This window comes from Novosphingobium sp. GW821-FHT09E05 (assembly GCF_059416165.1).
Genome location: NZ_JBWKOQ010000004.1, coordinates 21,590 through 47,159 on the forward strand (window position 1 = coordinate 21,590; position 25,570 = coordinate 47,159).

General features: G+C 65.2%; 20 protein-coding genes and 2 pseudogenes. 10 read left to right on the top strand and 12 right to left on the bottom strand.

Annotated features, from left to right (window positions below; genetic code table 11):
* Positions 1–46 precede the first annotated feature (46 nt).
* Together AC07M9_RS16265 and AC07M9_RS16270 are read right to left on the bottom strand one after the other, a co-directional pair.
* Positions 47–904 (bottom strand): aldo/keto reductase, encoded by an 858-nt coding sequence (locus AC07M9_RS16265; RefSeq protein WP_494885088.1) that lies wholly within the window; start codon positions 902–904, stop codon positions 47–49.
* A 23-nt stretch (positions 905–927) separates the two neighbouring features.
* The gene (locus AC07M9_RS16270) at positions 928–1,911 is read right to left on the bottom strand and encodes an aldo/keto reductase (protein ID WP_494885089.1); all 984 of its coding nucleotides are present in this window, start codon (positions 1,909–1,911) and stop codon (positions 928–930) included.
* Positions 1,912–2,052: 141 nt separating this feature from the next.
* Between AC07M9_RS16270 and AC07M9_RS16275 the strand changes: the two genes are divergently transcribed.
* Positions 2,053–2,943 (top strand): LysR family transcriptional regulator, encoded by an 891-nt coding sequence (locus AC07M9_RS16275; protein ID WP_494885091.1) that lies wholly within the window; start codon positions 2,053–2,055, stop codon positions 2,941–2,943.
* A 309-nt stretch (positions 2,944–3,252) separates the two neighbouring features.
* On the opposite strand, the pseudogene AC07M9_RS16280 reads toward AC07M9_RS16275, so the two are convergent.
* The 9 genes and pseudogenes from AC07M9_RS16280 to AC07M9_RS16320 form a co-directional block, all read right to left on the bottom strand.
* A pseudogene (locus tag AC07M9_RS16280) lies at positions 3,253–3,413 on the bottom strand (IS3 family transposase); the annotation flags it as partial.
* A 3-nt stretch (positions 3,414–3,416) separates the two neighbouring features.
* A pseudogene (locus AC07M9_RS16285) lies at positions 3,417–3,732 on the bottom strand (IS3 family transposase); the annotation flags it as partial.
* A 379-nt stretch (positions 3,733–4,111) separates the two neighbouring features.
* Positions 4,112–5,338 carry a Rieske 2Fe-2S domain-containing protein gene (locus AC07M9_RS16290; protein ID WP_494885093.1) on the bottom strand — a complete coding sequence of 409 codons (1,227 nt, stop codon included), beginning with the start codon at positions 5,336–5,338 and terminating at the stop codon, positions 4,112–4,114.
* 96 nt (positions 5,339–5,434) lie between these two features.
* Positions 5,435–6,184, bottom strand: a complete 750-nt coding sequence (locus AC07M9_RS16295; protein ID WP_494885095.1) for an SDR family NAD(P)-dependent oxidoreductase — start codon at positions 6,182–6,184, stop codon at positions 5,435–5,437.
* 38 nt (positions 6,185–6,222) lie between these two features.
* Positions 6,223–7,263: an L-glyceraldehyde 3-phosphate reductase gene (gene mgrA, locus AC07M9_RS16300; RefSeq protein WP_494885096.1), complete on the bottom strand. Its 1,041-nt coding sequence runs from the start codon at positions 7,261–7,263 to the stop codon at positions 6,223–6,225.
* 12 nt (positions 7,264–7,275) lie between these two features.
* Positions 7,276–8,643, bottom strand: coding sequence for an MFS transporter (locus AC07M9_RS16305; RefSeq protein ID WP_494885098.1), 1,368 nt, complete (start codon positions 8,641–8,643; stop codon positions 7,276–7,278).
* Between the two features lie 81 nt (positions 8,644–8,724).
* Positions 8,725–9,348 carry a L,D-transpeptidase gene (locus AC07M9_RS16310; RefSeq protein ID WP_494885100.1) on the bottom strand — a complete coding sequence of 208 codons (624 nt, stop codon included), beginning with the start codon at positions 9,346–9,348 and terminating at the stop codon, positions 8,725–8,727.
* 16 nt (positions 9,349–9,364) lie between these two features.
* Complete coding sequence (locus tag AC07M9_RS16315; protein WP_494885102.1) at positions 9,365–11,845, bottom strand: two-partner secretion domain-containing protein; 2,481 nt, start codon at positions 11,843–11,845, stop codon at positions 9,365–9,367.
* Positions 11,846–11,895: 50 nt separating this feature from the next.
* Positions 11,896–13,437: a ShlB/FhaC/HecB family hemolysin secretion/activation protein gene (locus tag AC07M9_RS16320; RefSeq protein ID WP_494885104.1), complete on the bottom strand. Its 1,542-nt coding sequence runs from the start codon at positions 13,435–13,437 to the stop codon at positions 11,896–11,898.
* A 706-nt stretch (positions 13,438–14,143) separates the two neighbouring features.
* Here AC07M9_RS16320 and AC07M9_RS16325 point away from each other — a divergent pair.
* The 6 genes from AC07M9_RS16325 to AC07M9_RS16350 all read left to right on the top strand — a co-directional run bounded on the left by AC07M9_RS16325 (position 14,144) and on the right by AC07M9_RS16350 (position 20,366).
* Positions 14,144–14,779, top strand: coding sequence for a twin-arginine translocation pathway signal protein (locus tag AC07M9_RS16325; protein ID WP_494885106.1), 636 nt, complete (start codon positions 14,144–14,146; stop codon positions 14,777–14,779).
* Between the two features lie 192 nt (positions 14,780–14,971).
* Positions 14,972–15,973 carry a helix-turn-helix domain-containing protein gene (locus tag AC07M9_RS16330; protein ID WP_494885108.1) on the top strand — a complete coding sequence of 334 codons (1,002 nt, stop codon included), beginning with the start codon at positions 14,972–14,974 and terminating at the stop codon, positions 15,971–15,973.
* A 98-nt stretch (positions 15,974–16,071) separates the two neighbouring features.
* The gene (locus AC07M9_RS16335; RefSeq protein ID WP_494885110.1) at positions 16,072–16,935 is read left to right on the top strand and encodes a TauD/TfdA dioxygenase family protein; all 864 of its coding nucleotides are present in this window, start codon (positions 16,072–16,074) and stop codon (positions 16,933–16,935) included.
* Positions 16,936–17,004: 69 nt separating this feature from the next.
* Positions 17,005–18,267, top strand: a complete 1,263-nt coding sequence (locus AC07M9_RS16340; protein WP_494885112.1) for an MFS transporter — start codon at positions 17,005–17,007, stop codon at positions 18,265–18,267.
* A gap of 18 nt (positions 18,268–18,285) precedes the next feature.
* Positions 18,286–19,116 (top strand): aldo/keto reductase, encoded by an 831-nt coding sequence (locus AC07M9_RS16345; protein WP_494885113.1) that lies wholly within the window; start codon positions 18,286–18,288, stop codon positions 19,114–19,116.
* Positions 19,113–20,366, top strand: a complete 1,254-nt coding sequence (locus AC07M9_RS16350) for a multidrug effflux MFS transporter (protein ID WP_494885115.1) — start codon at positions 19,113–19,115, stop codon at positions 20,364–20,366. The genes AC07M9_RS16345 and AC07M9_RS16350 overlap by 4 nt, the downstream gene beginning before the upstream one ends.
* A gap of 168 nt (positions 20,367–20,534) precedes the next feature.
* Here AC07M9_RS16350 and AC07M9_RS16355 read toward each other — a convergent pair whose 3' ends face one another.
* Positions 20,535–20,891: a hypothetical protein gene (locus AC07M9_RS16355; RefSeq protein WP_494885117.1), complete on the bottom strand. Its 357-nt coding sequence runs from the start codon at positions 20,889–20,891 to the stop codon at positions 20,535–20,537.
* Between the two features lie 344 nt (positions 20,892–21,235).
* On the opposite strand from AC07M9_RS16355, the gene AC07M9_RS16360 reads away from it, so the two are divergent.
* The 3 genes from AC07M9_RS16360 (at position 21,236) to AC07M9_RS16370 (ending at position 25,561) form a co-directional block, all read left to right on the top strand.
* Complete coding sequence (locus tag AC07M9_RS16360; RefSeq protein WP_494885119.1) at positions 21,236–22,072, top strand: SDR family oxidoreductase; 837 nt, start codon at positions 21,236–21,238, stop codon at positions 22,070–22,072.
* Between the two features lie 14 nt (positions 22,073–22,086).
* Positions 22,087–22,548, top strand: a complete 462-nt coding sequence (locus AC07M9_RS16365; protein ID WP_494885121.1) for a nuclear transport factor 2 family protein — start codon at positions 22,087–22,089, stop codon at positions 22,546–22,548.
* Positions 22,549–23,065: 517 nt separating this feature from the next.
* Positions 23,066–25,561, top strand: a complete 2,496-nt coding sequence (locus tag AC07M9_RS16370; RefSeq protein ID WP_494885123.1) for a TonB-dependent receptor — start codon at positions 23,066–23,068, stop codon at positions 25,559–25,561.
* The last annotated feature ends 9 nt before the right edge of the window (positions 25,562–25,570 follow it).

Genomic DNA, 25,570 nt, shown 5'->3' on the forward strand with positions numbered 1-25,570 from the left:
GGTAGGGGGTAGGTCGGTGCTGTTCGGCCGACTTACCCCGGCCAGCTTAGAGCTTGCGGGTGCCCAGCCACTTCACGATCGCCGGGTCGCGGTGGTCGAAGAAGGCGCTGGCCTTTTCGTCGAGCGACGCGATTTTCGTGACGTCGTCGAGGTCCAGCTCGAAATCGAAGACCGCGAAATTCTCCGCCATGCGTTCCTTGCGGACCGATTTGGGAATGGCGACGATGCCGCGCTGATTCAGCCAGCGCAGCACGACTTGCGCCGTGCTCTTGCCGTGCTTCCCACCGATCGACTGGAGCACTTCGTTGGTGAACAACCCGTTCTTGCCCTCGGCAAACGGGCCCCATGCTTCGGGCTGGACGTTGTATTCCTCAAGGATTTCCTGCGCATCGCCCTGCTGGTGGAAGGGATGGATCTCGATCTGGTTGACGGCGGGCGTGACCTCGTTGTGAAGCACGAAGTCCACGAGGCGGTCGGGATAGAAGTTGCTGACCCCGATCGCGCGGATGCGGCCTTCGCGGTGCAGATCCTCCATGGCGCGCCAGGCGCCATAGACGTCTCCGTAAGGCTGGTGAATCAGCCAGAGGTCGAGATAGTCGAGCTGCAGCTTGTTGAGCGAGCGTTCGAAGGCGGCCTTGGCGCCTTCATAGCTCGCGTCCTCGATCCACAGCTTGGTCGTGACGAACAGGTCGCTGCGTTCGATCCCGTGGTTCCGGATCGCGGCGCCCACCGCCTCCTCGTTGCCATAGGAAGTCGCTGTGTCGAGCAGGCGATAGCCCACGTCGATCGCATCGCGCACGCTGCGCTCGCATTCCGCAGGGTCGGGGACCTGGAACACCCCGAAGCCGAGGCTGGGCATCTCGACGCCATTGTTCAGCGTGACGGCGGGTTTGGTGGAGGTCATGTTGGGTTGTCCTTTCGAAACGCTCAACGGTTGACGAACTGCTGGTGCGACGTGGCATAGCGATCGCCCTGCACATCGACGGTGGCGAGGGCCTGCTCGATGCGGGTCATGTCGTCCGGGGTGAGCTCGACGTCGGCACCGCCGAGGTTTTCCTCGAGCCGGTGCAGCTTGGTGGTGCCCGGGATCGGCGCGATCCAGGGTTTGCGCGCCAGCAGCCATCCCAGCGCGATCTGCGCCGGGGACACGCCCTTTTCGGCAGCGAGGTCGCGGACGAGCAGCACCAGCGCCTGATTGGCCTTGAGCGCTTCGGGCGAGAAGCGGGGTACGGTACTGCGGAAGTCGCCTTCACCGAAGGTCGCATCCGCATCGAAACGGCCGGTCAGGAAGCCCTTGCCGAGTGGACTGAAGGGTACGAAGCCGATGCCCAGTTCTTCGAGGACCGGAAGAATCTCCGCTTCCGGTTCGCGCCACCACATCGAATATTCGCTCTGCAGCGCCGCGACCGGCTGCACCGCGTGTGCCAGCCGGATCGGCTCGGCACCAGCCTCGGACAGGCCGAAATGCTTCACCTTGCCCGCCTGGATCAGGTCTTTCACGGTGCCGGCAACCTCTTCGATCGGCACGTTCGGATCGACGCGGTGCTGGTAGAACAGGTCGATGCGATCGGTCCGCAGGCGCTTCAGTGCCTCGTCGGCGACCTGACGGATGCGTTCCGGCCTGCTGTCCAGGCCCTGAGCCGGCACCCCATTCACGAAGCCGAACTTCGTCGCAATCACGACCTCGCCGCGCACGGGTTCGAGCGCCTCGCCGACCACCTCCTCGTTGATGCCGGGGCCATAGGCTTCCGCCGTATCGAAGAAGGTGACGCCGCGCTCGTGCGCCGCACGGATGAGCCTGACTGCGTCCGCACGGTCGGTCGCCGGGCCGTAGCCGAAGCTCAGGCCCATGCACCCCAAACCCAGCGCCGATACTTCGAGGCCACTGCGGCCGAGCATACGTGTCTGCATGGTAAGTCCTCACGTTGGGCGCGGCGGCAAGCCACGCCTTTTCAGGAAGTCTATCTAGGCATCTGCTTCGGTCGTGATTAGACGGACAATGTGACTAGACCTTATGACACTGCGTCATGAAACCGTTGGAGAAGTGATCCCATGCAGCGCACGGACATGGGCGGCCTAGCGATGTTCATCGCGGTTGCCGAGGAGCGCAGCTTCACAAAGGCAGCCGCCAGGCTGGGTGTCTCTCAGTCGGCGCTCAGTCACTCGATCCGGCGGCTCGAACAACGGCTCGATCTGCGCCTGCTCACCCGTACCACGCGCAGCGTCGGTCTTACCGAGGCTGGGGAGCGGCTGATGGAAACGGTCGCGCCCGCCTTCGAGGAAATCGACGCCAAGATCGTCACTTTGACCGAACTCAGAAGCAGACCTGCGGGGACCGTACGGATTTCGACATCGGAGCATGCGGCCCGGACGCTTCTGTGGCCGGCAGTCGACATCATCACGAGAGAGCACCCGGATGTGAAGGTCGAACTTAACATACAATCCGGCCTCACCGACATTGTTGCGGAGCGCTATGACGCCGGGGTGCGCCTTGGCGAGCGGCTCGATCAAGACATGGTAGCGGTGCGGATCGGCCCCCGGCTGCGGATGGCAACGGTGGGATCGCCCACATATTTCGAACAGCATGGCGTTCCGGCTGCGCCCGCTGACCTAACGGATCACGCCTGTATCAACCTACGCATGGCCGGCGGCAGCATCTACCAGTGGGAATATGAAAAGGACGGCCGGGAACTGAAATTGAAAGCCGATGGGCAGCTCATTCTCAATGACGTCGATCTGATTCTTCAGGCGGTGCTCTCCGGGCATGGCATCGCCCACCTTGTTGAGGATCGCGTCACGCCGCTGCTGGAGGATGGCTCACTCGTTCGGATTCTGGAAGACTGGTGCGACCCCTTCGATGGCTATTATCTCTATTACCCAAGCCGCCGCCAGCCTTCCGCAGCTTTCAGCCTGCTCCTCGGCGCCCTTCGGTATCGTGAGTGATGGCTGATGATATTGGGATCGCGAAGGATAGAGCAACACAAAGCAACGACATCGGAGGCATCTAACCTCTCAAGTCGTCGGGCCGAGCCCGAATGTCAGTGTCGCAGGAACCTGTCGCTTACGGCATCTCACTGTACGACGGGCTTGTCCCACGCCATGTAGCCGGCTCCTCGCTGAAGACGAGGAGCCGGTGGTTTAGATTATCGTGTTCTCAGCGCGCGCGAGCGCATCTTACACGTCGATTCCAAGATAGCGTACCGTATGATGGTCCCCCGTTTTCGTGGACACCGGTTTAGGCCATTTGTCGTAGGCCTGTTCCGGGGCCCGGTATCCGAGAGCGGAATAAATCCGTCGCCGGTTATAGCAGCCTTCGATGTAGGCGAACCGGTCTCGCCGTGCTTCGTCACGCGTCGCCCATCTCCGCTGGTGGACGAGTTCGACCTTGAGGGTGTGGAAGAAGCTTTCCATGGTCTCAGCCAGACGCGGTTGGGTGCCTCCGCAACAAAATCCTGTTGTAGCAGGTTCGGCGCGATCGGCAGATAATGGCGGCTGTCGGTCGTGTACGGCTTGAACCTGCGACCGGCAAGAGTGCGGATACCATGTAGCCGCACCAGACGTTCGACACGGCCACGACTTGCCGTTCTGCCTTCCGCGCGCAGCGCTGCATGTATCCTTGGCCTGCCATAGCGGCCGCGATGCTCGGCATGGAGACGACGGACATCGTCAAGCAAGGTGCGGTCGGCGCGCACGGGCGCTTTCCGCGTGGTTACGCAAAGCATAACAGTCGCTGCTCTCCAGCAAGGCAACCGTCTCTTATTTGAACTCGGGAGAAAACTTCCTCCTCGTCTTTGCCATTGCACACCTCGATGCCCGTTAGCGCTTAGCAAAGGTGTCCACCGAATCGAGGGACCATCATTCAGATCCTACACCACTTCGACTGACACGATCGGCGAGACGGCTCAGTTCGTCCGAGCTGCAGCTGGGGCACGCCCTCGGGATCCGAGATCACGACCTTTCCGCGATGCAGGCCGGCCGGAAAGCGCTTGCGGGTGAAGCAGCGACCGTTGTAGTCACTGCTGCCCTGATCTGCACTGGCCGCTGCCGACAGCATCACCATCCGCAGTCGCCCCATTGGCGTCGGGGGACTTCATTTTTTCGCCATCTGGCTTTACCTCCTGGACTGGCGATAGGCGCCTTCCAGGGGGATGATCGGGCACAGCGACCAGGGTTTGGTGGGGTTACCTTCAGCCAACGCCTGCAGTTCGCGGGTCATGATCCGGCGCAGCATGACGACGCCGGCGTCGGTGCGGCCGAGGTGTTCGGCATGGCGATTGGCGATCGTGCCCTGACCGCCCTGCGCCAGCGAGTCCTCGATCTCGACCAGCATGGGATGGTCGATCACATCGTCGATAGTGGTGATGCCGTGCTGGAGTATAGGCCCTGCGATATCGGCGGGCTTGGGCAGGGTGCGATAAAACGCTTCCTGAATCCGGTACTCCTCGGCGTAACGCTCGGCGTCTTCGCCGGTCACCGGGACAAGCTGTGAAATGTAGGCCCAGTGGCTGTGGTCGTCGATCGGCACATGGCTGAGGTACGTGCGGCGGAAGGAAGGTCCGGCGCCTTGTTTGTTGTAGCCATTGAAGGTGGGGATTAGCAGCTGCACCGTCGCCGGGAACATCAGGATCGCGGTGTTGATTGCGCCGTCACCGATTTCCATGGTGCGCCGCACGCCGTAGTCGAACTCCTCGTTTTTTTCGGTATCGAGGGCGAGGTCGTAGTCGATCTCGTGCAGTTCGCCGGCTTTGTGGGTCCAGCGGGCGTGATAGGGATCCCAGTCGTTCTCCCAGCCCTGGAAGAAATTGATCGGCAGGACCGTCGCGTAGGTCTCGACAATGCCTTCGCCGCCGAAATCGGGAAAGGGCGGGAACGCCGGCGCCTCGCCCTCGCCGAGGAAGGCGTAGATCAGGCCGAAGAATTCCTGGGTCGGATAGGCGCCGATGCGGATGCCGGCACCGGACTTGCCGCGTTCGCCAGGCCGTTCGACACAGGCGCCGTCGCCCGCGAATTTCCAGCCGTGGTAGAAGCAGCGGATCTGGTCACCCTGTACCCAACCGACCGAAAGCTGGGTGCCGCGATGGGGGCAGTGATGGTCGACCACATAGGGCGCGCCGGACTCACCGCGATAGAGCGTGAACTTCTCATTCATGATGGTGATCGGCTTCGCCTTGCCGACCGGCAGGTCGACCGAGCGCGCCACCGGCTGCCAGAACTGCCGCATGTAGCGGCCCATCAACGTGCCCGGCCCGGTGTAGGGGAAGATGTCCAGGTAATCTTTGTCCCTCGCCGAGTTCCTGCGCGGGAGGTCGGTGGCGGCGTTGAGCTGGCTTGCGGTCATGGATCACCTTTTTCGTCCAACGTTGTGGACAGAAACACGCCGGAGCTGGCACGTCTTGTGAGGCACCGTCTTAATTATTGACGGGTCGGGTTCCGGTCAGATCTGGGCCGCGCCCCCATCGACGAACAGTTCGCTGCCGGCGAGGTAGCTGCTGGCGTCCGACGCGAGGAATACGGCGGCCTGAGCGACCTCCTCGACGCCGCCGTTGCGCGACAGGGTCGCATTGCCGGCGGTGAGCAGAAAGAAGTCATCGAGCTGCGGTTCGGTCATCCCCATAGCCAGGTAGCCTGGGGTGGGTATCACGCCCGGACTGATCGCGTTGACGCGGATGCCATGGCCCTTGAGATCGGACGACCAGGTGCGTGCCAGGGAACGCACGGCCGCCTTGGTGGCGCTGTAGGTGCTCCAGCCGGCATAGCCCTTGGAGCCGATGATGCCGGCATTGAGGATGATCGAACTGCCCGCGCGCAGGAGGGGACGGGCGCCCTGAACGGTGAGGATGGTGCCCTTTACGTTGGTATCGAACAGGTCGTCGATCTGCTCGAGCGGTATGGCGCCCAGATAGGCTTTGGCGCCGATCCCGGCGTTCGCGAAGACGATGTCCAGGTGGCCATGACGCTCGGCGATGGCTGCGAAGACGCGCTCGTGGTCGAGCGGCCGCCTGACGTCGCCCTCGAGCGCGAGCACCGTCTCGCCCAGCTTTTCGCGGGCGCTCGCCAGCCGGCCGGCGTCGCGGCCGGTGATGCACACGCTAGCCCCTTGCGAGAGAAATGCTTGTGCCGTGGCGAGGCCGATGCCCGATGTGCCGCCGGTGACCAGCGCGACTTTTCCTGCGAGGCTTCTCATCCGTATCCGTTCCTGCAGCTGATCGTGAAGTGAAACGGCTAGGCGGCCTCGGTGATCGTCGAGGACTGGCGCCACAGGTCGATCGCGCCGTCTGTGGCGTGAAGGTCGATCTCGGCCAGTTCCTCAGGCGAAAAATCGAGCCGGTCCAGGGCGTTCAGAGAATCGTCGAGCTGTTCGACGCTGCGCGCTCCGATCAGCGCCGAGGTGACCGCCGGACTGCGCAGGACCCAGGCTATTGCCATCTGCGCAAGGCTCTGGCCACGCGATTTCGCGAGTGTGTCAAGCGCGCGGATGCGGGCCAGGTTGTCGGCGCTCAGCATCGAGGCCTGCAACGAACCGGCCTCGGCCGCGCGGGAGTCGGCCGGTACGCCGCCCAGGTATTTGGAAGTCAGCATGCCCTGCGCCAGCGGCGAGAAGGCGATGCAGCCGACGCCGAGTTCGGTCAGGGTATCGAGCAGGCCGTGCTCGATGGTCCGGTTGAGCATCGAATAGTTGGGCTGGTGGATGAACAGTGGCACCCGCTCGGCCGCCAGGATTTCCGCCGCGCGGCAGGTGAGCTCGGGCGAATAGCTCGAGATGCCGACATAAAGCGCCTTGCCCTGCCGGTGCAGGTGCGCCAGCGCGCCCATCGTCTCTTCGAGCGGGGTGCGCGGATCGACGCGGTGCGAATAGAAGACATCGACGTAGTCGAGTCCCATGCGCTGGAGCGACTGGTCGAGGCTGGCGACGAGATACTTGCGGCTGCCGCCGATGTCGCCGTAGGGCCCGGGCCACATGTCCCAGCCGGCCTTGGTCGAGATGAACAGCTCGTCGCGGTGACTGCGGAAATCGCTGGCGAGGATGCGGCCGAAGTTCTCCTCGGCCGAACCGTTGGGAGTGCCGTAGTTGTTGGCGAGGTCGAAGTGGACGACTCCCCGGTCGAACGCGCGGCGCAGCATGGCCCGCACGGTGCCGAGCGTCGCCTCCTCGCCGAAGTTCTGCCAGAGGCCGAGTGAGATCGCGGGAAGATCGACGCCGCTGCGGCCGCACCGGCGGTACGGCATGGAGTCGTAGCGCGCGGGGTCTGCGGTATAGGACACGGGGATATCTCCTTAGTGGGTGATCGGTGCGGCAGGGCGCATCGCAAAGGGCACGGAGTCGACCTCGGCGCCATCGTCTTGGCGCGGTTGCCAGCGTCGATAGGAGGGCATTAGCAGCAGGATAGCGCTGGCGCTCGCGAGGGCGACGGACAGGACGGCGAGCGCCTGGTCGTAGCTGCCGCGCAGGTCGAAGCTGTGGTCGAGCAGGATCGGCACGGTTCCCTGCAGCACGATCGTGGCGGCGTAGATCACGCCCAGGATCGTCCCGAAGTGACGGGTCCCGAAATAGCGCGCGACCAGGAAGGGCAGAGCGCCGAACTGCGAACCGAGGCCGATGCCGAGCAGCGCTCCCCCGCCCAGCAGCCCCACCATGCCGGCGCCGTGCTCTAGCAGATAGATGCCGGCGACCGAGGACAGGGTCGCGGGCACGAGGATATGCGGGGTCGGGAGCCGGTCCAGCAGCACGCCGCAACCGATCTGCCAGAGCGCGCAGACTGCGGCGAACACGCTGAGTACGGCGGTCGCCATGCCGAGATCGATACCCCGTTCGGCGAGGATCGGCACGACATGGCCAAAAATGGCGGTGTTGCAGCCCGCGCCGGTGCTGATGCACAGCACCATCAGCCAGAACGGACGGGTGGCGAGCGCGGCTTTCAGCGAGATGCCCGTCCCGCTCTCGTCCGGCGCCGCGGCGGGAAAGGCGATCCTGCGGTCCCGACGATCGTGGACGTAAAGGTACATGATCGGGAAACCCAGTCCCACCACGATCGCACCGAGGCCGAGATAGGCGCCCCGCCATCTGAATTGATGCAGCAGAAGGGCGACGAGGATCGGCATCACGGTCGCTCCCACGCCGTTGCCCAAACCCGCGCTGACGCCGAGCATCGTGCCGCGATTGTCGCTGAAGTGGTCCGACACCGTCTTCGAGATGATCGGCGTGCTCGGCAGCGCCGAGGCGAAGGCGATCAGCGCGAACGTCGCGTAGAACAGCGCCAGACTGCCGTTCGAAAACGCCAGCAGCGCCATGCCCAGCCCGAGCAGCAGGTTGCCGCCCAAGATGATCCGCCGGGTGCCATGGCGGTCCGCCATCCACCCCACGACCGGAATGGCCAGCGCAGTGATCGCCGAGAGAAGCGCGAGAACGCCCGAGATGCTCGCGCGCGACCAGCCGAAGGTCTCCGTCAGGGGAAGCAGAAACGTTCCGAAGGTCGCATGCACGACCGGCGTCATGCTCACCATGTTGCCGACCGTGCAGGCGATGACGAGTTTGAGCGCCGAGCGCCGCCGATCCGTCATGTCTGCGACGCATCCGGGCAAGTCGACGGGATCTTGATGTTTTCGTTCTCGATCATGGCCCAAGTGTCCATCATCGTCCGTCACCGTTCTTGATCGGCCGCGCCTGATAAGTTGGGTGCTTCGCGCCGCCGTGCTTGGCAGGCTAGGCCGGTCGCCGCTCGTCGCTCAGAGCGCGGCTGGTGACGGCGGGTGCATCGCGAAGACGGCAGCGAGCGGCTTGGTCTCGGGCAGGATATAGACGATCCCCACCGTCCCCTTGAAAGTGGGGGCGACGACCCCGTCGTAGAAGGCGGCCGGCACGTTGATGCAGCCGAACGAGATGCGGTTGTCCAGCGCGGTGGGGGAGGTCAGGCGCGCCTTGCGATGGTCGGATGGCTTGCCGACGATAACCCGGTGGAGCGACAGCGCTGCTTCGTAGTCGATCCAAAGGATGTCCTGCTCGAAGTCCTCGCCCAGCGATGCCTGGAAGCGGCCGGCCGGGGTGGTGCGTTCGGCCGGCGCGATCGCCGCCAGCTTGCGCTGGCCGATACCGGGTGCCGAATCGTCGCCGATGGCGATGCCGAGCAGAGCGGGAGCCGTGCCGCGGCTCGCCCCGTGTGGATCGAACACGAACACCCGGGCCGCCACCTTGTCGACGATCACGAACGGCAAGCCGCGGTTGTCCTGCGATGCGACGATCCAGTCGGCAACCTCGTGGGCGGGTGCCGAAGCAACCTCGCCCTTGAAGTCGGCCCGCTCGGATGCCGAGGCGAAGGAGGGGATGGCGGCGGCCAGCAGGGCCCCCAGCATCGCGGGGCGCAACCGCTTAATGGCGCGCCTGCTTTCGCGGATAGTCGGGCACCACGGGCGCTGTGGGCGCCTCCGGCAGCAGGGTGTCGCTCGCCGGCACCGTCGGCCGCTCCGGCCCGATCCGCTCCGGTTGATCCAGCGAGGCGAGCTGGGTCGTTGGCATCCGCACCCCACCGCCCGCGACATCCAGGCCTTCTACTACTGGCGAGGCGACCACCGTGGGCGCGAAGCCCGTGATCGGTCGCTGCGCGGCGGGCAACACGGTCGCCGTATCGGGGGCGGGCATTGGAGTCGGAGCAGGTGTCGGCGCCGGCGCGGGAGCTGGAGTGGGAGTGGGAGTGGGAGTGGGAGTGGGAGTGGGAGTGGGCATTGGAGTAGGCGTTGGCGTGGGAATAGGCGTCGGCGTGGGAGCCGGTGTCGGTGTCGGTGTTGGCGTTGGCGTAGGGGCGGGAGTAGGCGTTGGGGTGGGAGACGGCGCCGGCGTTGGTGTCGGCGTCGGAGCTGGCGTCGGACTAGGAGTTGGCGTAGGCGTAGGCGTAGGCGTAGGTGTCGGTGCCGCCGTGATCGTGCCGGTGGTCCGGGCGCCTACGGTGCAGCAGGCATCAGCAAGCGCATATTGATTGGCATTGGCGCCCGCCAGACTATAGCCGGTGTAAGTGACGCCGATCCCGGTGCCCGCCGCGCTGTCATCGAAGGTCGCGCTGGCGCCGGGGCCGGCGACAAGCGTGACGCCGGCCGGAAGGCCCGACGTGGCGGTTGTGTTGAAGCCGCTCAGCACTGCGTTGGTGGTGCCGTCGAACGCTTTGACGGCGCGTGGGAACAGCAGCATCTTCTGGGTCAGCGTCGCGCCCTGGGTCAGCACGAAGTTCGGCAGGAAATCGGTCGGCGCGGCGTAGGAAACCGGGTTGTAGAAGATGTTGGTCGGCGCGACCGTCACTGTCGTCGGCGGGGCGAGCGCGGCGAATATGATCGTGCCGCCCGCGATGCCGGGGCCGGTGCCGTCCGCCCCCCCGATCAATGTCAGTCCCACCGGCAGGCCGAGGCTCTGCGCCGGGATGGTGGAGCCGCGCGTCAGCGTGATGGCGGCGTCGATATGGACGTCGTGCCCTGCGCACAGGCGGATGTTGCCGTCGGTGGTGGTGATCGCGTGATGGACCAGCACGTTGCGCCCGGCGCTGAGCGAGATGCTGCCGTTGACCGTGGTCAGCGGTGCATCGACCACTACGTCGCGGCCGCAGCAGGCGACGATGTTGCCTCTGGTCGCGCTGATCGCGGCGTTGAGGATGACGTCGCCGAAAGCGTTCATCGTCAGCGTCGTGGGCGCTCCCGCGGCGGTCCAGGCGATCGCGTCGTTGACGATGATGTCGCCGTTGCCGGTGCTCGTATCGCCGGCCGGCGGGATCGTGCTGATCGTGACGCTGTTGTTGACCAGCTGCGCCGAGAGCGTCGTGCCGAGGATATTGCCGCCCGCGCCGACGATGAAGTCGGCCGGGTCGATCAGCCAGGTGCCGGTCACCCCCGCCGGTGCGAGGGTGGTAATCTGCGCCGCGCTGCCGACGTTGACGGTCGCGGCCGAGGTCTCGATGAAGCCGCCATTGCCGCCGTTCGGCGCACTGGCGTCGAGCGTGCCGGCGACGTTCACGGTACCGCTCGCCATGTCGCCGAGCAGGACGATGCGGCCCTCGCGACTGGCGAAGCCGTGCGCCTCGATGATGCCGGTGTTGTTCACGACGGTGCGCAGCAGCGCGCCGGCCGCTTGCGCGGTCAGCATGACCTGCCCGCCGTTGGCCTGGATCAGCCCCCCGTTCTCGACCAGCGCGCCGACCGCGCCCTTGTCGATCGCGACGTTGAGCAGGCCGTCGCCGGCCACGTCGAGGGTGATCGCATTGCCTGCGGCAAGCGCCACGGTGCCCAGCGTTGCGCGGATGACGCCCTGGTTGTCGACATGCCCGCCGAGCAGCGCGACATAGCCGCCGTCGGCATGGATCTCGCCCTCGTTGCGCACGGTCCCGCCACTGCCGGCGAAAGCGTAGCGTCCGTTCATGAAATCGGCGTCGGAGAGGTCGAGCGTCGAGGCGACGAGCCCGCCGACCGAAACGCTGGCGCCCTTGCCGAAGACGATGCCGTTGGGATTGACCAGGAAGACACTGCCGTTCGACGACAGCGAGCCGAGGATCGACGACGGGTCCGCGCCGGTCACGCGGTTGAGCGCCACGGCCTGGGCGTTGGGCTGGGCGAACACCACCGCATCGCCCTTGCCGATCGAGAAGCTCTGCCAGTTGAGCACGACGTTCTGGCTGGCCTGGTTGACGGTCAGCGTGTTGCCACCGGTGGTTACCGTGGCGGCGCCGGCAGCGACCGTGCCGCCGGTGGGCAGCGTCTGCGCCTGAGCGGAAACGGCGGCAAGCGGCGCGGCGATGCCGAGGGCGATGCCGGCATAGCGCACCATGGCGCTGGTGCCGAAGAGGCGGATCTTGCGAAGATTGATCTTGGTCATGGGTAATCCTTCACGCGTACAGGCACGACGCCCAGGAATGCTCGGTGGGGTCAGAACAGCTTTACGAGCTGGACCCAGATGCGGCCGCTGCGATCGGGCGCCGAAGTGGCGGGACCGGTGCCGAGCTTGCGCGCGTAGCTGGCCTTGAGGATGACGTTTTCAGGCGCGTACCAGTTGACGCCGCCGCCGTAGCCGCTGCGAACCGCATGGTTCGAGCCCGCGAACCAGGGGTCCTGCGCGTAGCGGACTTCGCCGGTTTCGACGAAGCCGATCAGCTCGAACTGCCCGAGCTTGCCCTCGGCCTGGTCGAGCCGCAGCCGCGCTTCGGCGGTTGCGATATAGCCGGTGTCGCCGAACGCCTCGCCTTCGGGATAGGCGCGCACGCCGTAGGCGCCGCCCAGTTCGATCTTCTCGGAACTGTCGAGGTTGTCGAAGGCGACCTGCCCACGCACCGCGCCATAGAGCGAGAGCGGACCGGCGACAGACTGCAGCCGCGCGAGGCTGCCCTGCAGTTTGTTGTAGCTGCCATTGCTGTGGGCGGTGACGGCATCGGCAAGGCGCTCGGGCGCGCTGCGGATGTCGAGATGGCCGGTCGTCCAGCCTGCCGAGAAGACGGTCGACCCGCCGCCGGCGAGCCCGTCGCGGAAATCGCCGGCAAGGCCGAGCGTGCCCGCCTGGACGCGCTTGTTGGAGTCGCTCGCCACCACGCCGAGTTCGTCCTTGAGCAGTTTGTAGTCGAAGCTCGCCAGCGCATAGAGATTGGCGCGGCGCGAGCGGACCAGCGGGTAGCTTGCGTAAGCGCTGAAGATGTCGGCAGTGCCCGACCCGTCGAGCGCGTTGAACTCACGGCCCAGGTCGTAGCGCAAGTGGGCGTAAGCGACGCCCAGCGTCAGGTTGCCGATCGGGGCCTGGTAGGAGACGCGCCCGTATCCCAACCCGCTGTCCGAAGCGAGCAGGCGCAGGCTCAACTGGTCGCCGATCCCCGCCGGGTTGTTCAGGTTGACGGTGCCGCCGAAGCGGTAGGCGCCCGTATAGCGGCTGCCGGCATTGTCGGCCTCGAGACTGCCGCTGAGGCGCGGCCCGGGAACGATATCGACGATCAGGTCGGAGGTGCCGACCGAAGCGCCGGGCGCCAGCGTCGCCTTGCTGCGGATGCCGGGCACGTCGGAAAGCAGCAGCAGGCGGCGTTCGAGAGGGGCGTTGGCGACGATGTCACCCGGCTCCAGACCGCGCAGAATCCGCGCCGGGACGACGTCCGAGATCTGGGCGGTGTTGCGGACCTGGACGTCGCCATAGCGTCCCTCGACCACGGCGATGGTGATGGCCCCGCCCTGCACGTCCTGCTCGGGCAGGTAGGCCTGGGCGAGGAAATAGCCGCGCTCATGGTAGTATTCGGCGATGCGCGAAGCGAGCGTGCGCAACTGGGTGAAGGTCATGGTCCCGGGGGCGAACCCGCTGGCGGCGCGCAGGTCCTGCTCGGAGAACAGGGTCTGCCCGGTGATCTCCAGGGCATTCACCGGGATCACCGCGCCGCTGTCCGCCACTGCCGCCGGCTCGGGCCTGTCGATCAGGAGGTCGGGTTGCGGCTTCACTGGCACGGGCTGTTGCGGCAACTGCTGGAGCTGGGTACCCGCGCTGGGCAACTGCTGCGCGTGTGCAGCAGGTATCGTCGCGACTAGCGCGAACGCAATTGAACTGGTTTTGAGCATTGTTGTTCCGGGTGCTGGCGCGTCATCGGAGCGGGGGCGCCTCACGCGCAGCGAGGAACACACGTAGAAACAGGCAGGCGGCCGGTATATCGGCATCCGCGGTCCATTCCGGACCATTTCGCAATGCCATCTATTCTATAAATGTGTTGACGATACGTTAATTAACTCAATTTCCATGCCAACAATCCGTAATTTTTCTCGAATATGTACTTAACAAAATAAAAATTTATTTAGAATGGACCTTTATAGGGGCGTAACCGTTTTTCCGGTTTTAGAGGTGCTACGTCCCACGCAGCCACTTGTATTCTTGGGCAGCATATGTCGGATGGCCATGCGCTGTGGTTCGGGCCTCGCTCCGTTGTGCATGCCAGCGCGATCTGTCCGGATTTGACGGCCTGCGCCCCTCAACGAACCGCGGGCATAGGCGATATCTATGCGCCACATAGGACTTTTGCCGCTGGCCCGGCGATCGCTGCTTTGGAATTCGGAGTGTCCGACCCTTGGCCACGTTTTCCCGTCAGGACCGGGCGACACAGGGCCAACGTCGGCAGTTCCTTTTGCAGTGATCTTGAGTTTGGGAGTAGACGCATTGAAACGTAGCATCACAGGCGCGGCGCTGGCGTTTCTGATCCTGGCGATCATAGAATTCCCGGCGTCGGCCGCGGCGCCACCTGTGACGGTGGCATCGGCGCCACGAGGCACATTGGTTCCGAAAGACTTCGACGTCCCCGTGTCGGCTCAAGCGGCCGGTTTTAAAATAGTGCCGCTGGGTCCAGACCTGGCGAACATTGATTTTGAAGCCTACATGTCTTCCATCCAGCACCTGCAAAAGACGTTTTCCCGAAGCACCAACTGGCCCCGGCAAGATATCACCGGTGCCGATGCCATGCGGGATATGGAAAACGAGCAGGCCAGATTTAAGAGCCGCAAATCCTTTGCCTACGCGGTGTTGACCCCGGATGGCAGCCGCGAGCGGGGTTGCGTGTATGTCTATCCCAGCGCCGTCGCCGGTTACGATGCCGTAGTGAGAATATGGGTGACGAAGGCTGATTACGATGCAGGCTTCGACGCCCAGCTCTACAAATGGGTGGCGGACTGGATCCGGACGGATTGGCCGTTTGAAAAAGTTGCTTATCCCGGGCGCTCGATAGAATGGGCGACGTGGGATTCCATGATCGCTGCGAATAAGGCGGCAGCGGCGGCGTCAAAAGGACAGAACCACTGAAGGCGCGCCGAACGCCACTTGATCGTCGGTGGCGAAGTTGACTGTGCGCGGTGTTTTCTCGGCCATTGCGTAGAACCGCTTGCCAAGCATCACGCTGTTCCTACTCTGGCTCCTCGCCATTTCGAATGGCGGCTAGGCAACGAAATCCGGTCAATGGGGAGAGGCAGGCGCCATCGTGAGCGAGGAGCGTACATGCCGCATATTGCCTTCAACACGGAGGAACTCGCGCCCAGCACGCGGATGAGCGCGTGGTGCGATATCCTCGACAAGTTCGCGCTGCATCCCCAGTTCGCGGAAACGCCGGGCCGGCTCTGCGGGCGGATCGACCACATCTATTCCGCGCGCGGCATCGGCTTCTCGATGATGGAGGCGCAGCCCCATCGCTTGGCGTCCGCCACCGAGCGCGCGGGTGAGGACATCTTCTTCCTCTCGATCGTGCCCGAGGGGCGTGCGGCGGTCGAGATCGACGGGCGTTCGGTCGAGCTTTCGCGCGGCGACATCCTTTACGGCAAGCGCGGAGCGGTCGGCGCGATCGAGATGCACACGCCGTTCAAGTTCCTCAACGTCAACATGTCCGCTGCCGTGCTGGAGCGTGCCGCGCTGGTCGACCTGCCCACCAGCCTCGTCCACCTGCGCGGCGACACGGCGACCACGCGGGTGCTGGCGGCGATGCTGTTCGAAGTGGCGCGCTCGCTCGACCGGCTGGACGAGGCGGGCATGTCCGCGATCGAATCCGCGATCATCCGCCTGCTGGTGAACAGCGTCTTCGAGGGGACCGGCGCAAACCCGCTCGGCGGGCTCGCCTCCGTCCGCGCCAACGTGCTGCGGCGCATCTGGCAGACCATCGAGGCCAACCTGCACGACGACCGGCTCTCGCTCGCGACCGTTGCCGAGCAGCACGGACTGACGCCGCGCTATGTGCAGAAGCTGTTCGAGGAGAACGGACGGTCGTTCCGAACATTCGTGCGCGAGCGGCGGCTCGACAAGTGCCGGACCGACCTTGCGAACCCGGTGAACGCCAACCTCTCGATCGCCGCGATCTGCCTGCACTGGGGATTCTACGACGGTGCGGCGTTCAGCCGGGCCTTCCGCGACGCCTACGGCTGCACGCCTACTGCGTTCCGCCGCGATGCGCTGGAAGGGCGGGTGGCCCCGCGCGGCCGCCTGCACGGCATGGCCATCGGAACGGCATAGCGGGCGGTCCGACAAATTTGCGCGCGCGTTCACACAACGCGAACGCGGCCTCCCCGGTTAGCCTGCTTTCCAAGGACGCAGTTTGAAAGGGACGATCCATGGAGCTTTCGCAGAGCATTTCCGCCGCGCTGGGCTGGCGCAAGCTGGCCCCGTTCGGCGCCGAGGTCGAGAACGTCGATCTGGCGAGTGCCGACGACGATACGCTTGACTGGATCGTCGACCTGTTCGGCAAGAACGGCGCGCTGGTGGTCCGCGGTCAGAACCTGACGCCTGACGACCTCGTGCGCTTCGTCGCCCGCTTCGGCGAGCCGCAGCGCAACGAAGGGCCGCACAAGCTGGCGGGCAACGAGGTCATCTCGATCCTCTCCAACCGCGTGGTCGACGGCAAGCCGCTGGGCGCCCACAACGACGGCGTCGGATGGCACACCGACCTCTCGTTCAAGGAGAGGCCGGCGCTCTGCACGCTGCTCTATGCGCTGGAAGTGCCGGATGAAGGTTCCGACACGCTGCTGGCCGACGGCTGCGCCTCCTACGACGAACTGCCCGAGGAGCGGAAGGCGGAGCTGGGCCGGATCGGCGTGCTTAACAGCCACGTCCATTTCATCGAGACGCGCGAGCACAACCGACGCACAGCCACCGACGAGGACCGGGCTCGCTTCCCCGACGTAGTGCATCCGCTGGTGCGCACGCATCCGGTCAACGGACGCAAGGCGCTCTGGCCCACCACCGGCACGACGAAGGACGTGCTGGGTGCGCCCGAAGGGCAGGACGGCTTCGCGATACTGGACGAAGTGGTCGAGCACATGACCCAGGACCGCTTCGTGTACCGCCACAAGTGGCAGGTCGGCGACGTGCTGCTGTGGGACAACCGCTGCTCGCTCCACACCGGCACGCTGTTCGACGACACCAAATACTTCCGCACCATGTACCGGCTGTGGGTCGAGGGCGACCGTCCGGTCTGACGGCGGGCGCGAACACGGATCGAGCAAGAAGGCATATCGCATCGAGGCAATTTGAAGGGGACGACGCACATGCGCGCGAACCGATTGGACCACACCAGGATGGGCGTGCTGGGGGCGAGCGTCGCCGGCAACTGCGTCAACGGACTGGTCGCCGGGACTTTGCTCAGCATCGTTCTGGTACCGCTGTCGAGGGACTTCGGCTGGTCGCGCGCATCGATAACCGGGGTCGGGGCACTCGTCGCGCCGGTGAACATCTTCCTGCCCATCCTAGTCGGCTGGCTGGGAGACCGCATCGGTGCGCGGCGGATCCTGCTGATGGGCAACCTCGGTTTCGCGCTCTCGCTCGCCGCCGCGAGCATTGTGCCGCCCAATCTATGGGTGTTCTACCTGAACTTCATCGCCATCAGCATTCTCGGCCACGTCACCGGGCCGCTGCTGTTCGGCAAGATCATCGCGGGCTGGTTCGACGCCAAACGAGGGACCGCGATGGGCCTCGTCGCGGGGTTGGGCAATGGCCTGAGCACCATCGTCTTCCCGATCGTGGCGGCCGTACTGTTCACCAAATTCGGCTGGCGGGGCGCGTATCTCGGCACCTCGATCCTCGTCGTGCTGGTCGGGTTCCCGCCGATGTTCCTGTTCCTGCGCGATCCGCCGAAGGGCAGGGCGGTACAGCGCCAGGTCGCCGCAGGGGAGGCCGACGTCAGCATGCGGGACGCACTGCGCACCCGCAGCTACTGGATGCTGGCGCTCGCGATGGCGCTGGGATCGGGATGCATGATGTCAGTGCTTTCCCATACCGTGCCGGCGCTCACCGACCGCGGGTTCTCGCTGGCGCAGGCGGTGCCGGTGGTGACCTGCATCTCGCTGACGGGCATGCTCGCGCAGATGGGGGTGGGCACGCTGATGGACCGGGTGTGCTCGCCCTGGCTGGCCGCGCCCCTCTACGGCATGTCGGTGATCGGCATCCAGCTCATCATGCACGGGACCGCGCTGCCGGTCGTACTGCTGGGCGGCGCGCTGCTCGGCGTCGGGGTCGGCACCGAGTTCGCCATCCTGCCGCTGCTGCTTTCGAGCTATTACGGCGTCGCCCACTACGGCAAGATTGCGGGAGCGACCTATTCGGGTATCCTGCTCGTCGGCGGCGTGCTGCCGTTCCTGCTCGACTGGTCGTTCGACGTCACCGGCTCCTACGTTTCCGGCTTCACGGGCATGCAGGTCGCGCTTGTCGCGGGCGTGGTTCTCATCAGTTGCCTGCCGCCGATCTGTCGCCGTCCGGTGGTAAAGACCGCCCCGGCTTTCGAACCCACCGTCATGTCCGGGCAACCCGGCTGACCATTCACAGGACCGATCATGGAATACATCGAAGTGGGCGGGGTCGCCATTCCCCGCCTTGGTTTCGGCACCTGGCAGGTGACCGGCAATGAGGCGCGCGCGATGGTGGAGGGCGCGCTCGAAGCGGGCTACCGCCACATCGACACCGCGCAGATATACGAGAACGAAAGCGAAGTCGGCGCCGCCATCGCGGCCTCCGGCATCCCCCGCGACGAGCTGTTCATCACCACCAAGGTCTGGACCAAGCGTTTCCATGAGGGCGATCTCCAGCAGTCGGTGGACGAGAGCCTTGAACGGCTCGGGCTCGACCACGTCGACCTGCTGCTGCTCCACTGGCCGATGCCCGAGCCGCCGCTGGAAGAGACGATCGCCGCGCTGAACGACGTGCACGCACGCGGCCTGACGCGCTCGATCGGCGTCTCCAACTTCCCCGTCGTCGAACTGCGCCGGGCGGTGGAACTGTCGGCCGCGCCGATCGTCACCAACCAGATCGAATACCACCCCTTCCTCACCCAACGCGCGCAGATCGCCGAGATGGAGCGGCTCGGCTCGACCATTACCGCCTGGTCGCCGCTGGCCCGGGGCCGCATCGCCGACGATCCCGAAATCCTCGCCATCGCGCAGGCGCACGGGCGCACGGCAGGGCAGGTGACCCTGCGCTGGCTGCTCCAGCAGCCGGGCACGATCATCATCCCGCAGACCAGCAAGCCAAGCCGCATGGCCGAGAACCTCGACATCTTCGACTTCGAACTGACGGACGAGGAAATGACCCGGCTTCACGCCCTCGGCGGCCCCGAAGGCCGCACCGGGGACTGGATCAACCCCGCCTTCACCTGGGACGCGGAATGACCAGCCCCGCGACGGCGCTGCATCGCCCGAGTACCCTGCGCCTCACGCTGATCCTGGGGAGCCTTTGTGCCGCCTCGCCGCTCGCCGTGGACATGTATCTGCCCGCATTCGATGCAATCGGACGCGACCTCGATGCCGATATCGGGCAGGTCCAGCTGACCTTCTCGGCCTTCGCCTTCGCCACGGCCTTTTCGCCGTTGGCCTACGGCCCGCTGTCCGACCGGTTCGGGCGCAGGGTGCCCATCCTGCTGGGCATGGCGGGCTATGTCGTCACCTCGATCCTGTGCTCCTGCGCGACCAGCTTCGCCATGCTCCTCTTCCTGCGCGTGCTGCAGGGTGCGGCGTCGGGGATCGGGGTATTGGCGCAGGCGGTCGTTCGAGACACGATGCGCGGGCACGAGGCATTGCAGTTGATGACGCTCATCATGCTGATGCACAGCGTCTCGCCGTTGCTGGCACCGGCGATCGGCTCTGCCGTTGTCGGGGTCGCATCGTGGCGCTGGATTTTCGTGCTGCTGGCGCTGCCGGGGCTGCTGACGGTGGTCCTGGTGGCCTTCGGGCTTCCCGAGACCCTGCCGCCAGAACGTCGCCGCGCCGGACCCTGGCGCGACACGCTCGAGACTTACGGCGTCATCCTGCGCACGCGCGATTTCCTCGTCCCCGCGCTGATCGGCTCGGCGGCGCTGGCCATGCTGCTGGTCTACGTGGCCTCCTCGTCGTTCATCCTGCTCGACATCTACGGGCTTGGCGGCGTGGGCTACAGCGTGATCTTCGGGATCGGCGCCGCCATGATGATCGGCGCGGCGCAGACCGGGGCGCCTCTCGCCCGCCGGTTCGGAACGGTGCGACTGGTCAAGGGGGCAAGCGCGCTGATGATGGTTGCCGGCCTCGTCGCTGGAGCGCTGGCATTGATCGTTCCTCCGCTGCCGGTGCTGCTGGCGGTGATCTGGACGATGATGGTCTGCACCGGTCTGCTGATGCCGGCATCGACCGTGCTCGCGCTCGAGAAGTTCGAGCATGACGCAGGCGCGGCGGCGTCGCTCTCCAATGCTTTCCGCAATGGCCTCGGCGCTCTTGCCACGGTGTTCGCCGGTCTCGCCTTCGACGGGACGGTGCGCCCGGCCCTGCTGATGATAGCGCTGTGTGGCGTGGGCGCCTTCGTCTGCGCGCGGCTGCTCGGCCCCGAAACCCCGCACCGCGTCACCGTGCCGGAATGGGAGCACGCGAGGGAGGATATGCCGCTGGTCTGAACGCGGCAACGGTCTGGTCGGAACATAGCCCGCGCGCGAACCGAAGATGCGAGGTTGCGGCGGGCCGTCGCCCGTCCGCGAGCGGCTTTTCTCGGTCCGCCGAGATGCAGTCGTCGCCGGTCTTGCGTGAACGGGGGGCATCAGGCTGTGGCCCGCGACGGGCTCAACTTACCGGCACGGCATGCCGCGCGAGCGGCTTTTCTCGGCCTCCAACCAGTCCAGGGCCGCTTCGGTGGAGGCGGTCCGGGTGTCGAACGTGAATGCCGGCTCGAAGACGTCGGCGTCGTAGAGCAACGTACACAGGTCGCCGTCCACCATGCGCACCTGAGTCACCTTGCCGTCCGAGCGGATGGAGAAGTCGCCCGGTACGAGCGGTTCGTCAACGCGCCATGGCTGCGTGCTGTAAGTTACCGTGCTGCTGGCGATGGCTACCGATACTTCGTAACTTTCGATCTCCGCTTCGCTCACGGCGCCCGCTGCCAGGGCCTCCTCAAGGCTGGAGAATCCGCGGAGCGCCTCGTCCACCGCAGGAAGTCGGGACTTTGCGAAAGCCGCATGTTCGCCGGCGATTATCAGGCCGCCGTCGAGGGGCGATGTCTGGCCGCGTGATCTCCACGACCTGACCCTTCTCGGCAACCGCATGCATGGATTCGCACGCGATAAATTTACCAAACGCTTGTTAGATATATTGACTTCCGCTGTCGGTCCACTCACCCTGCGGCTGCGACGTGGGTCGTCCGCATGCCACCCGGCCTGATCGGTGATGCGAGGAAGAGGGGCCTGTGACAGTCGACCATCGACACGATGGCGAACAGGCAAATGCGAAAAAACGTGACATCGGCTTTGCGCATAAATGAAAAGGAAGAGGCATGCATATCATAGGCAGCAGTGACAGGCCCGACCTGCCCTTGGCGGTAGTGATCGGGTCCGGTGGCCTCGGGGTCGCCGTGGCTCGGCGGCTCGCTCTCAGTTATAGGATACTCCTGGCCGACGTGGACGGTGACCGGGCGGAAACAGAAGCTGCCCGCCTGCGCGGCGAAGGATGCGACGTCAAGGCGACCACCTGCGACGTGACCTCGCCCGATTCCGTGGCGCTGCTGGCCCGGACCGTCACCGACCATGGCGGATTCCATGCCGTGGTGCAGGTAGCGGGGCTCTCTCCCTCGACGGGCGGTTTCCGCGACATCATCCGCGTAAACCTGATGGGTGCGGCGCTCGTTGTCCGGGCGCTGTTGCCGCTGGCACGCCCCGGTAGCGCCGCCATTCTCGTTTCGTCTTTGTCGGCGCACCGTTACACGCCGTCGGCCGCCATGGTGGAAATCCTGCGCGACCCTGCTGCGCCGGACGTCGCGGAACGGCTCGAAACCCTGATCGGTGCGGATGCGGCAAAGACCGGGGTCGGCTATCCCATCTCCAAATGGGGAATGAATTTTCATGTCCGTCGCCAGGCGTCATCCTGGGGTGAATATGGTGCGCGCATCGTCTCCCTGTCACCGGGCATGATTGCCACCCCGATGGGCGCACGCGAATTCGAGCGTAGCGAGGTCAAGCGCAGCAACTATGCAAAAACCCCGCTAAAGCGCGAATGCACCATGCTCGAGATCGCCGATGCCGTGGAATTTCTCGCCTCGCCGCGCGCGTCCTTCATTTCCGGCACCGACCTGCTGGTCGATGGCGGCGTGACGGCGGCGCTGCTCGACAACTGAGTTTGGACCGGACCTTGACCCAAGACGCATCTGAAATCGCCCGCCGTATCAAGCAACTGGAGGACCGGTCGGAAATCGCGGACTTGATCCATCGCTATGCCCTCTACGTCCGGTCGGGCAGATCGGAGGAAATCCATAGCCTGTTCACGCAGAACGGCGAGTTCAGGGTCCGGCAGACCGATCCGGCCAAGGGCCCTGACGTTACGGAACGCGCCGCCTATCTGGGCCGGGAGGCGATATCCCGGTATTTCGCGAAATCGAGCCGGCCAGGCTCCCGCACCGCGCCGATGATCCGCAACATCATGATAGAGGTGACCGGGGATACCGCCAGGAGCACCTGCCTGATGGATAGCCGCACCTGGCCCGCCGGTACGGAGGCGATGGGCGAGTATCACGACGAATTCCACTGGTCTGGAGAGTGGCGTTTCAGCAGCCGCATCTTCACGATTTTCGCAAGGCCATTAGCGCCCACTTAGCGCCCACTTAGCGTGCGGCTTCCGGTTTTTCCGCAGGCGAGGGCATCGGAAGCTCGATGGCAGGGATTCTGGGCGTAAGCCGCTCGCCGCCGTCATTCTGCGGGCCCGTGATGCGCGAAAGGGCGGAATCGCCCTGGCGATGCGCCGTCCCGGCCTTCGTGCTCAATCGGATTCAGGCCGGGCGTCGGCCGGCGAGACATGCCCTAAACCCCGAAATTTGCTCCATCGAGGGATCTCTTGAGCGCTTCCCGGCGATCGCGCCGGCAAAACCGCGCGACGGCGCGCCATCTCTAATTTCCAAACATTAGTTTGAATTTCTTGACTCCCGCTCCGCTCTCTCTCAGTTTGGAGGGAAGAAGGTACGCCGGGACATCTGCTCGGACTTGCCAGAACACAGGAGAGGGATGCCGGCGTGAACAACGCAGTCCAGGAACACCGAAGCGATAGCGTGCACGACAGGCGGCCCTCGCGGCGAGCACAATCCAGACACTCGACAAGAACAAAATGGGGGAGATCTATGAACATCAACAGGTGGTGCTGCGGCACCGCGCTTGTCGCTCTGACCGTGACGAGCCATTCGGCATATGCGCAGTCGGATACTTCGCAGGCCGTCGCCGAAGACAATGCCGCCGACATCATCGTCACGGCACGGCGCGTCGAAGAGCGGCTTCAGGACGTGCCGATCTCGATCACCGCGTTCAGCCAGCAGCAGCTCGCCAACCGCAACATCGTTTCGGCCGGCGACATCGCGCTCTACACCCCGTCGCTATCGACCAACAGCCGGTTCGGCGCGGAGAAGACCTCGTTCGCGATCCGCGGTTTCAACCAGGATACCGGCGCCGCGCCTTCGGTGGGCGTGTACTTCGCCGACGCACCGGCGCCGCGCGTGGTTTCCAGCACGGCTGCGGGCAACGGCGCGGGTCCGGGCTCGTTCTTCGACCTGCAGAACCTGCAGGTGCTCAAGGGCCCCCAGGGCACGCTGTTCGGCCGCAACACCAGCGGCGGCGCCGTCATCATCGTGCCGCAGCGGCCCACCGACACGCTGGAGGGCTACGTCGAGGGCTCGCTCGGCAACTACGAACTGCGCCGCATCCAGGCGGTCGTCAACGTGCCGGTCGCCGACACCCTTCGCATTCGCCTGGGTCTGGATCGCCAGACGCGCGAGGGCTTCATGAAGAACGTCTCCGGCATCGGCCCCGGCGACTTCAACGACATCGACTACTGGGCAGGGCGCGTCAGCATCGTCGCGGACATCACCCCCAACCTCGAGAACTATACGGTTGGCACCTATAGCAAGTCGGACACCAACGGCTCGCTGCCGCGCATCTTTGCCTGCAACCGCGGCCAGGCGGCGACCTCGGCGCTGGTCGCGCTGCAATGCGCGCAGCTGGATCGTGCCGCCGGTCGCGGCTTCTACACCGGGGAGGCGGGCCTCCTGTCGCCCTACCAGAAGGTCGAGCAATGGCAGGTGGTCAACACTACCACCTGGACGGCGAGCGATACCCTGACGGTCAAGAACATCTTCGCCTATTCCGAGTTCCGCGAAGCGACGCGCGGCACCGTCTATGGCGAGAACCTGCAGATCGTCACCGGGCCCAACGCCGGCCGCAATGCCGTGCGCGTGTTCTCCAATCCGTTCCCTGGCCTCAACACCGCGTCCGGCGCCACCCTGACCGAGGAACTGCAGTTCCAGGGCAGTGCGCTGGGCGATCGACTGACCTGGCAGGCGGGCGCCTACATGGAGCGCAACACGCCGCTCGGCTTTGCCGGGATCGTCTCGACGAACACCGCAATGTGCAGCAGCACCGATCCGTTCCTGGGCTGCGGCCCGTTCACGCCTGCGGCCGGTGCCGCCACCGCGACCACCACGCTGACGGCACGGACCAACAAGTACTACCTGCAGGACTACGCGCTCTATTCGCAGGCGACGTTCAAGCTCACCGATACCCTGAGCGTCACGGGCGGCATCCGCTACACCTGGGACCGGTATCAGTTGACGAGCCGCCAGGTGAACTACGCCCCGGTGCCGCCGACCGCCAATCCGCCGGTCGGCTATTGCGTCGACGGTTTCCGCTTCGGCTCGCGCAACAGCGCGACCAACCCCGGTAACCGGACCGTCGAGCAGTGCCAGACGCACCTGACCGGCCACTCGCAGGCCCCGACATGGCTGATCGACCTGGACTACAAGCCGGTCGAGGACGTGCTGGTCTACGCCAAATATGCCAGGGGTTACCGGCAGGGGCAGCTCAAGGCGGAAGGCTACGGGCAGGAAGCGTTCGAGCCCGAGAAGATCGACAACTACGAAGTCGGCCTGAAGACGAGCTGGCGCGGTCCGGTCCGGGGGACCCTGAACATCGCGGGCTTCTACAACGATTTCAGCAACCAGCAGATCACTGCCGCCGGCATCCTGCGCACGCCCGGGACGACGCCCGCCCAGCTGATCGTCAATGCCGGCAAGTCGACCATCAAGGGCATCGAGGTCGATGCCTCGTTCACGCCGTTCCACGGATTCACGCTCGATGCGGCCTATGCCTACCTCGATACCGAAGTGAAGTCGCTGACGGTGCCGCCGCCCGACATCGTCTTTTCCGCGATCACGCTGAGCGGCGCGCGGGTGGGCTATCCGCTGACCTACTCGCCCAAGAACAAGCTGACGATCACGGGCACCTACACGCTGCCGCTGCCCGAGAGCTACGGGAAGCTGTCCGTGGGCATGACCTACTCGCATATCGACAAGCAGTATGCGAACTACCAGGACACGCCCGCCTTCCTCGCCGGCGCGATACCATACGACTACGGCAAGCTGCCGGCGCTCGACCTGGTGAACCTGAACGTGAACTGGGCATCGGTGGCGGACATGCCGGTGGACCTGGCGCTGTTCGTGACCAACCTCACCAAGCAGAAGTACTACAACGCGACCTTCGGCGGCTACCCCAGCTTCGGCCTCGAGGGCGGCGCCGTAGGGGAGCCGCGCATGATCGGCGTTCGTCTGAAGTACCGCTTCGGCGGCTGACGAGGGCAG

Coding starts and splice junctions, on each gene's coding strand:
- AC07M9_RS16265 (WP_494885088.1), bottom strand. CDS start 904: ATGACCTCCACCAAACCCGCCGTCACGCTGAACAATGGCGTCGAGATG.
- AC07M9_RS16270 (WP_494885089.1), bottom strand. CDS start 1,911: ATGCAGACACGTATGCTCGGCCGCAGTGGCCTCGAAGTATCGGCGCTG.
- AC07M9_RS16275 (WP_494885091.1), top strand. CDS start 2,053: ATGCAGCGCACGGACATGGGCGGCCTAGCGATGTTCATCGCGGTTGCC.
- AC07M9_RS16290 (WP_494885093.1), bottom strand. CDS start 5,338: ATGACCGCAAGCCAGCTCAACGCCGCCACCGACCTCCCGCGCAGGAAC.
- AC07M9_RS16295 (WP_494885095.1), bottom strand. CDS start 6,184: ATGAGAAGCCTCGCAGGAAAAGTCGCGCTGGTCACCGGCGGCACATCG.
- AC07M9_RS16310 (WP_494885100.1), bottom strand. CDS start 9,348: ATGCTGGGGGCCCTGCTGGCCGCCGCCATCCCCTCCTTCGCCTCGGCA.
- AC07M9_RS16315 (WP_494885102.1), bottom strand. CDS start 11,845: ATGACCAAGATCAATCTTCGCAAGATCCGCCTCTTCGGCACCAGCGCC.
- AC07M9_RS16330 (WP_494885108.1), top strand. CDS start 14,972: ATGCCGCATATTGCCTTCAACACGGAGGAACTCGCGCCCAGCACGCGG.
- AC07M9_RS16335 (WP_494885110.1), top strand. CDS start 16,072: ATGGAGCTTTCGCAGAGCATTTCCGCCGCGCTGGGCTGGCGCAAGCTG.
- AC07M9_RS16340 (WP_494885112.1), top strand. CDS start 17,005: ATGCGCGCGAACCGATTGGACCACACCAGGATGGGCGTGCTGGGGGCG.
- AC07M9_RS16345 (WP_494885113.1), top strand. CDS start 18,286: ATGGAATACATCGAAGTGGGCGGGGTCGCCATTCCCCGCCTTGGTTTC.
- AC07M9_RS16350 (WP_494885115.1), top strand. CDS start 19,113: ATGACCAGCCCCGCGACGGCGCTGCATCGCCCGAGTACCCTGCGCCTC.
- AC07M9_RS16360 (WP_494885119.1), top strand. CDS start 21,236: ATGCATATCATAGGCAGCAGTGACAGGCCCGACCTGCCCTTGGCGGTA.
- AC07M9_RS16370 (WP_494885123.1), top strand. CDS start 23,066: ATGAACATCAACAGGTGGTGCTGCGGCACCGCGCTTGTCGCTCTGACC.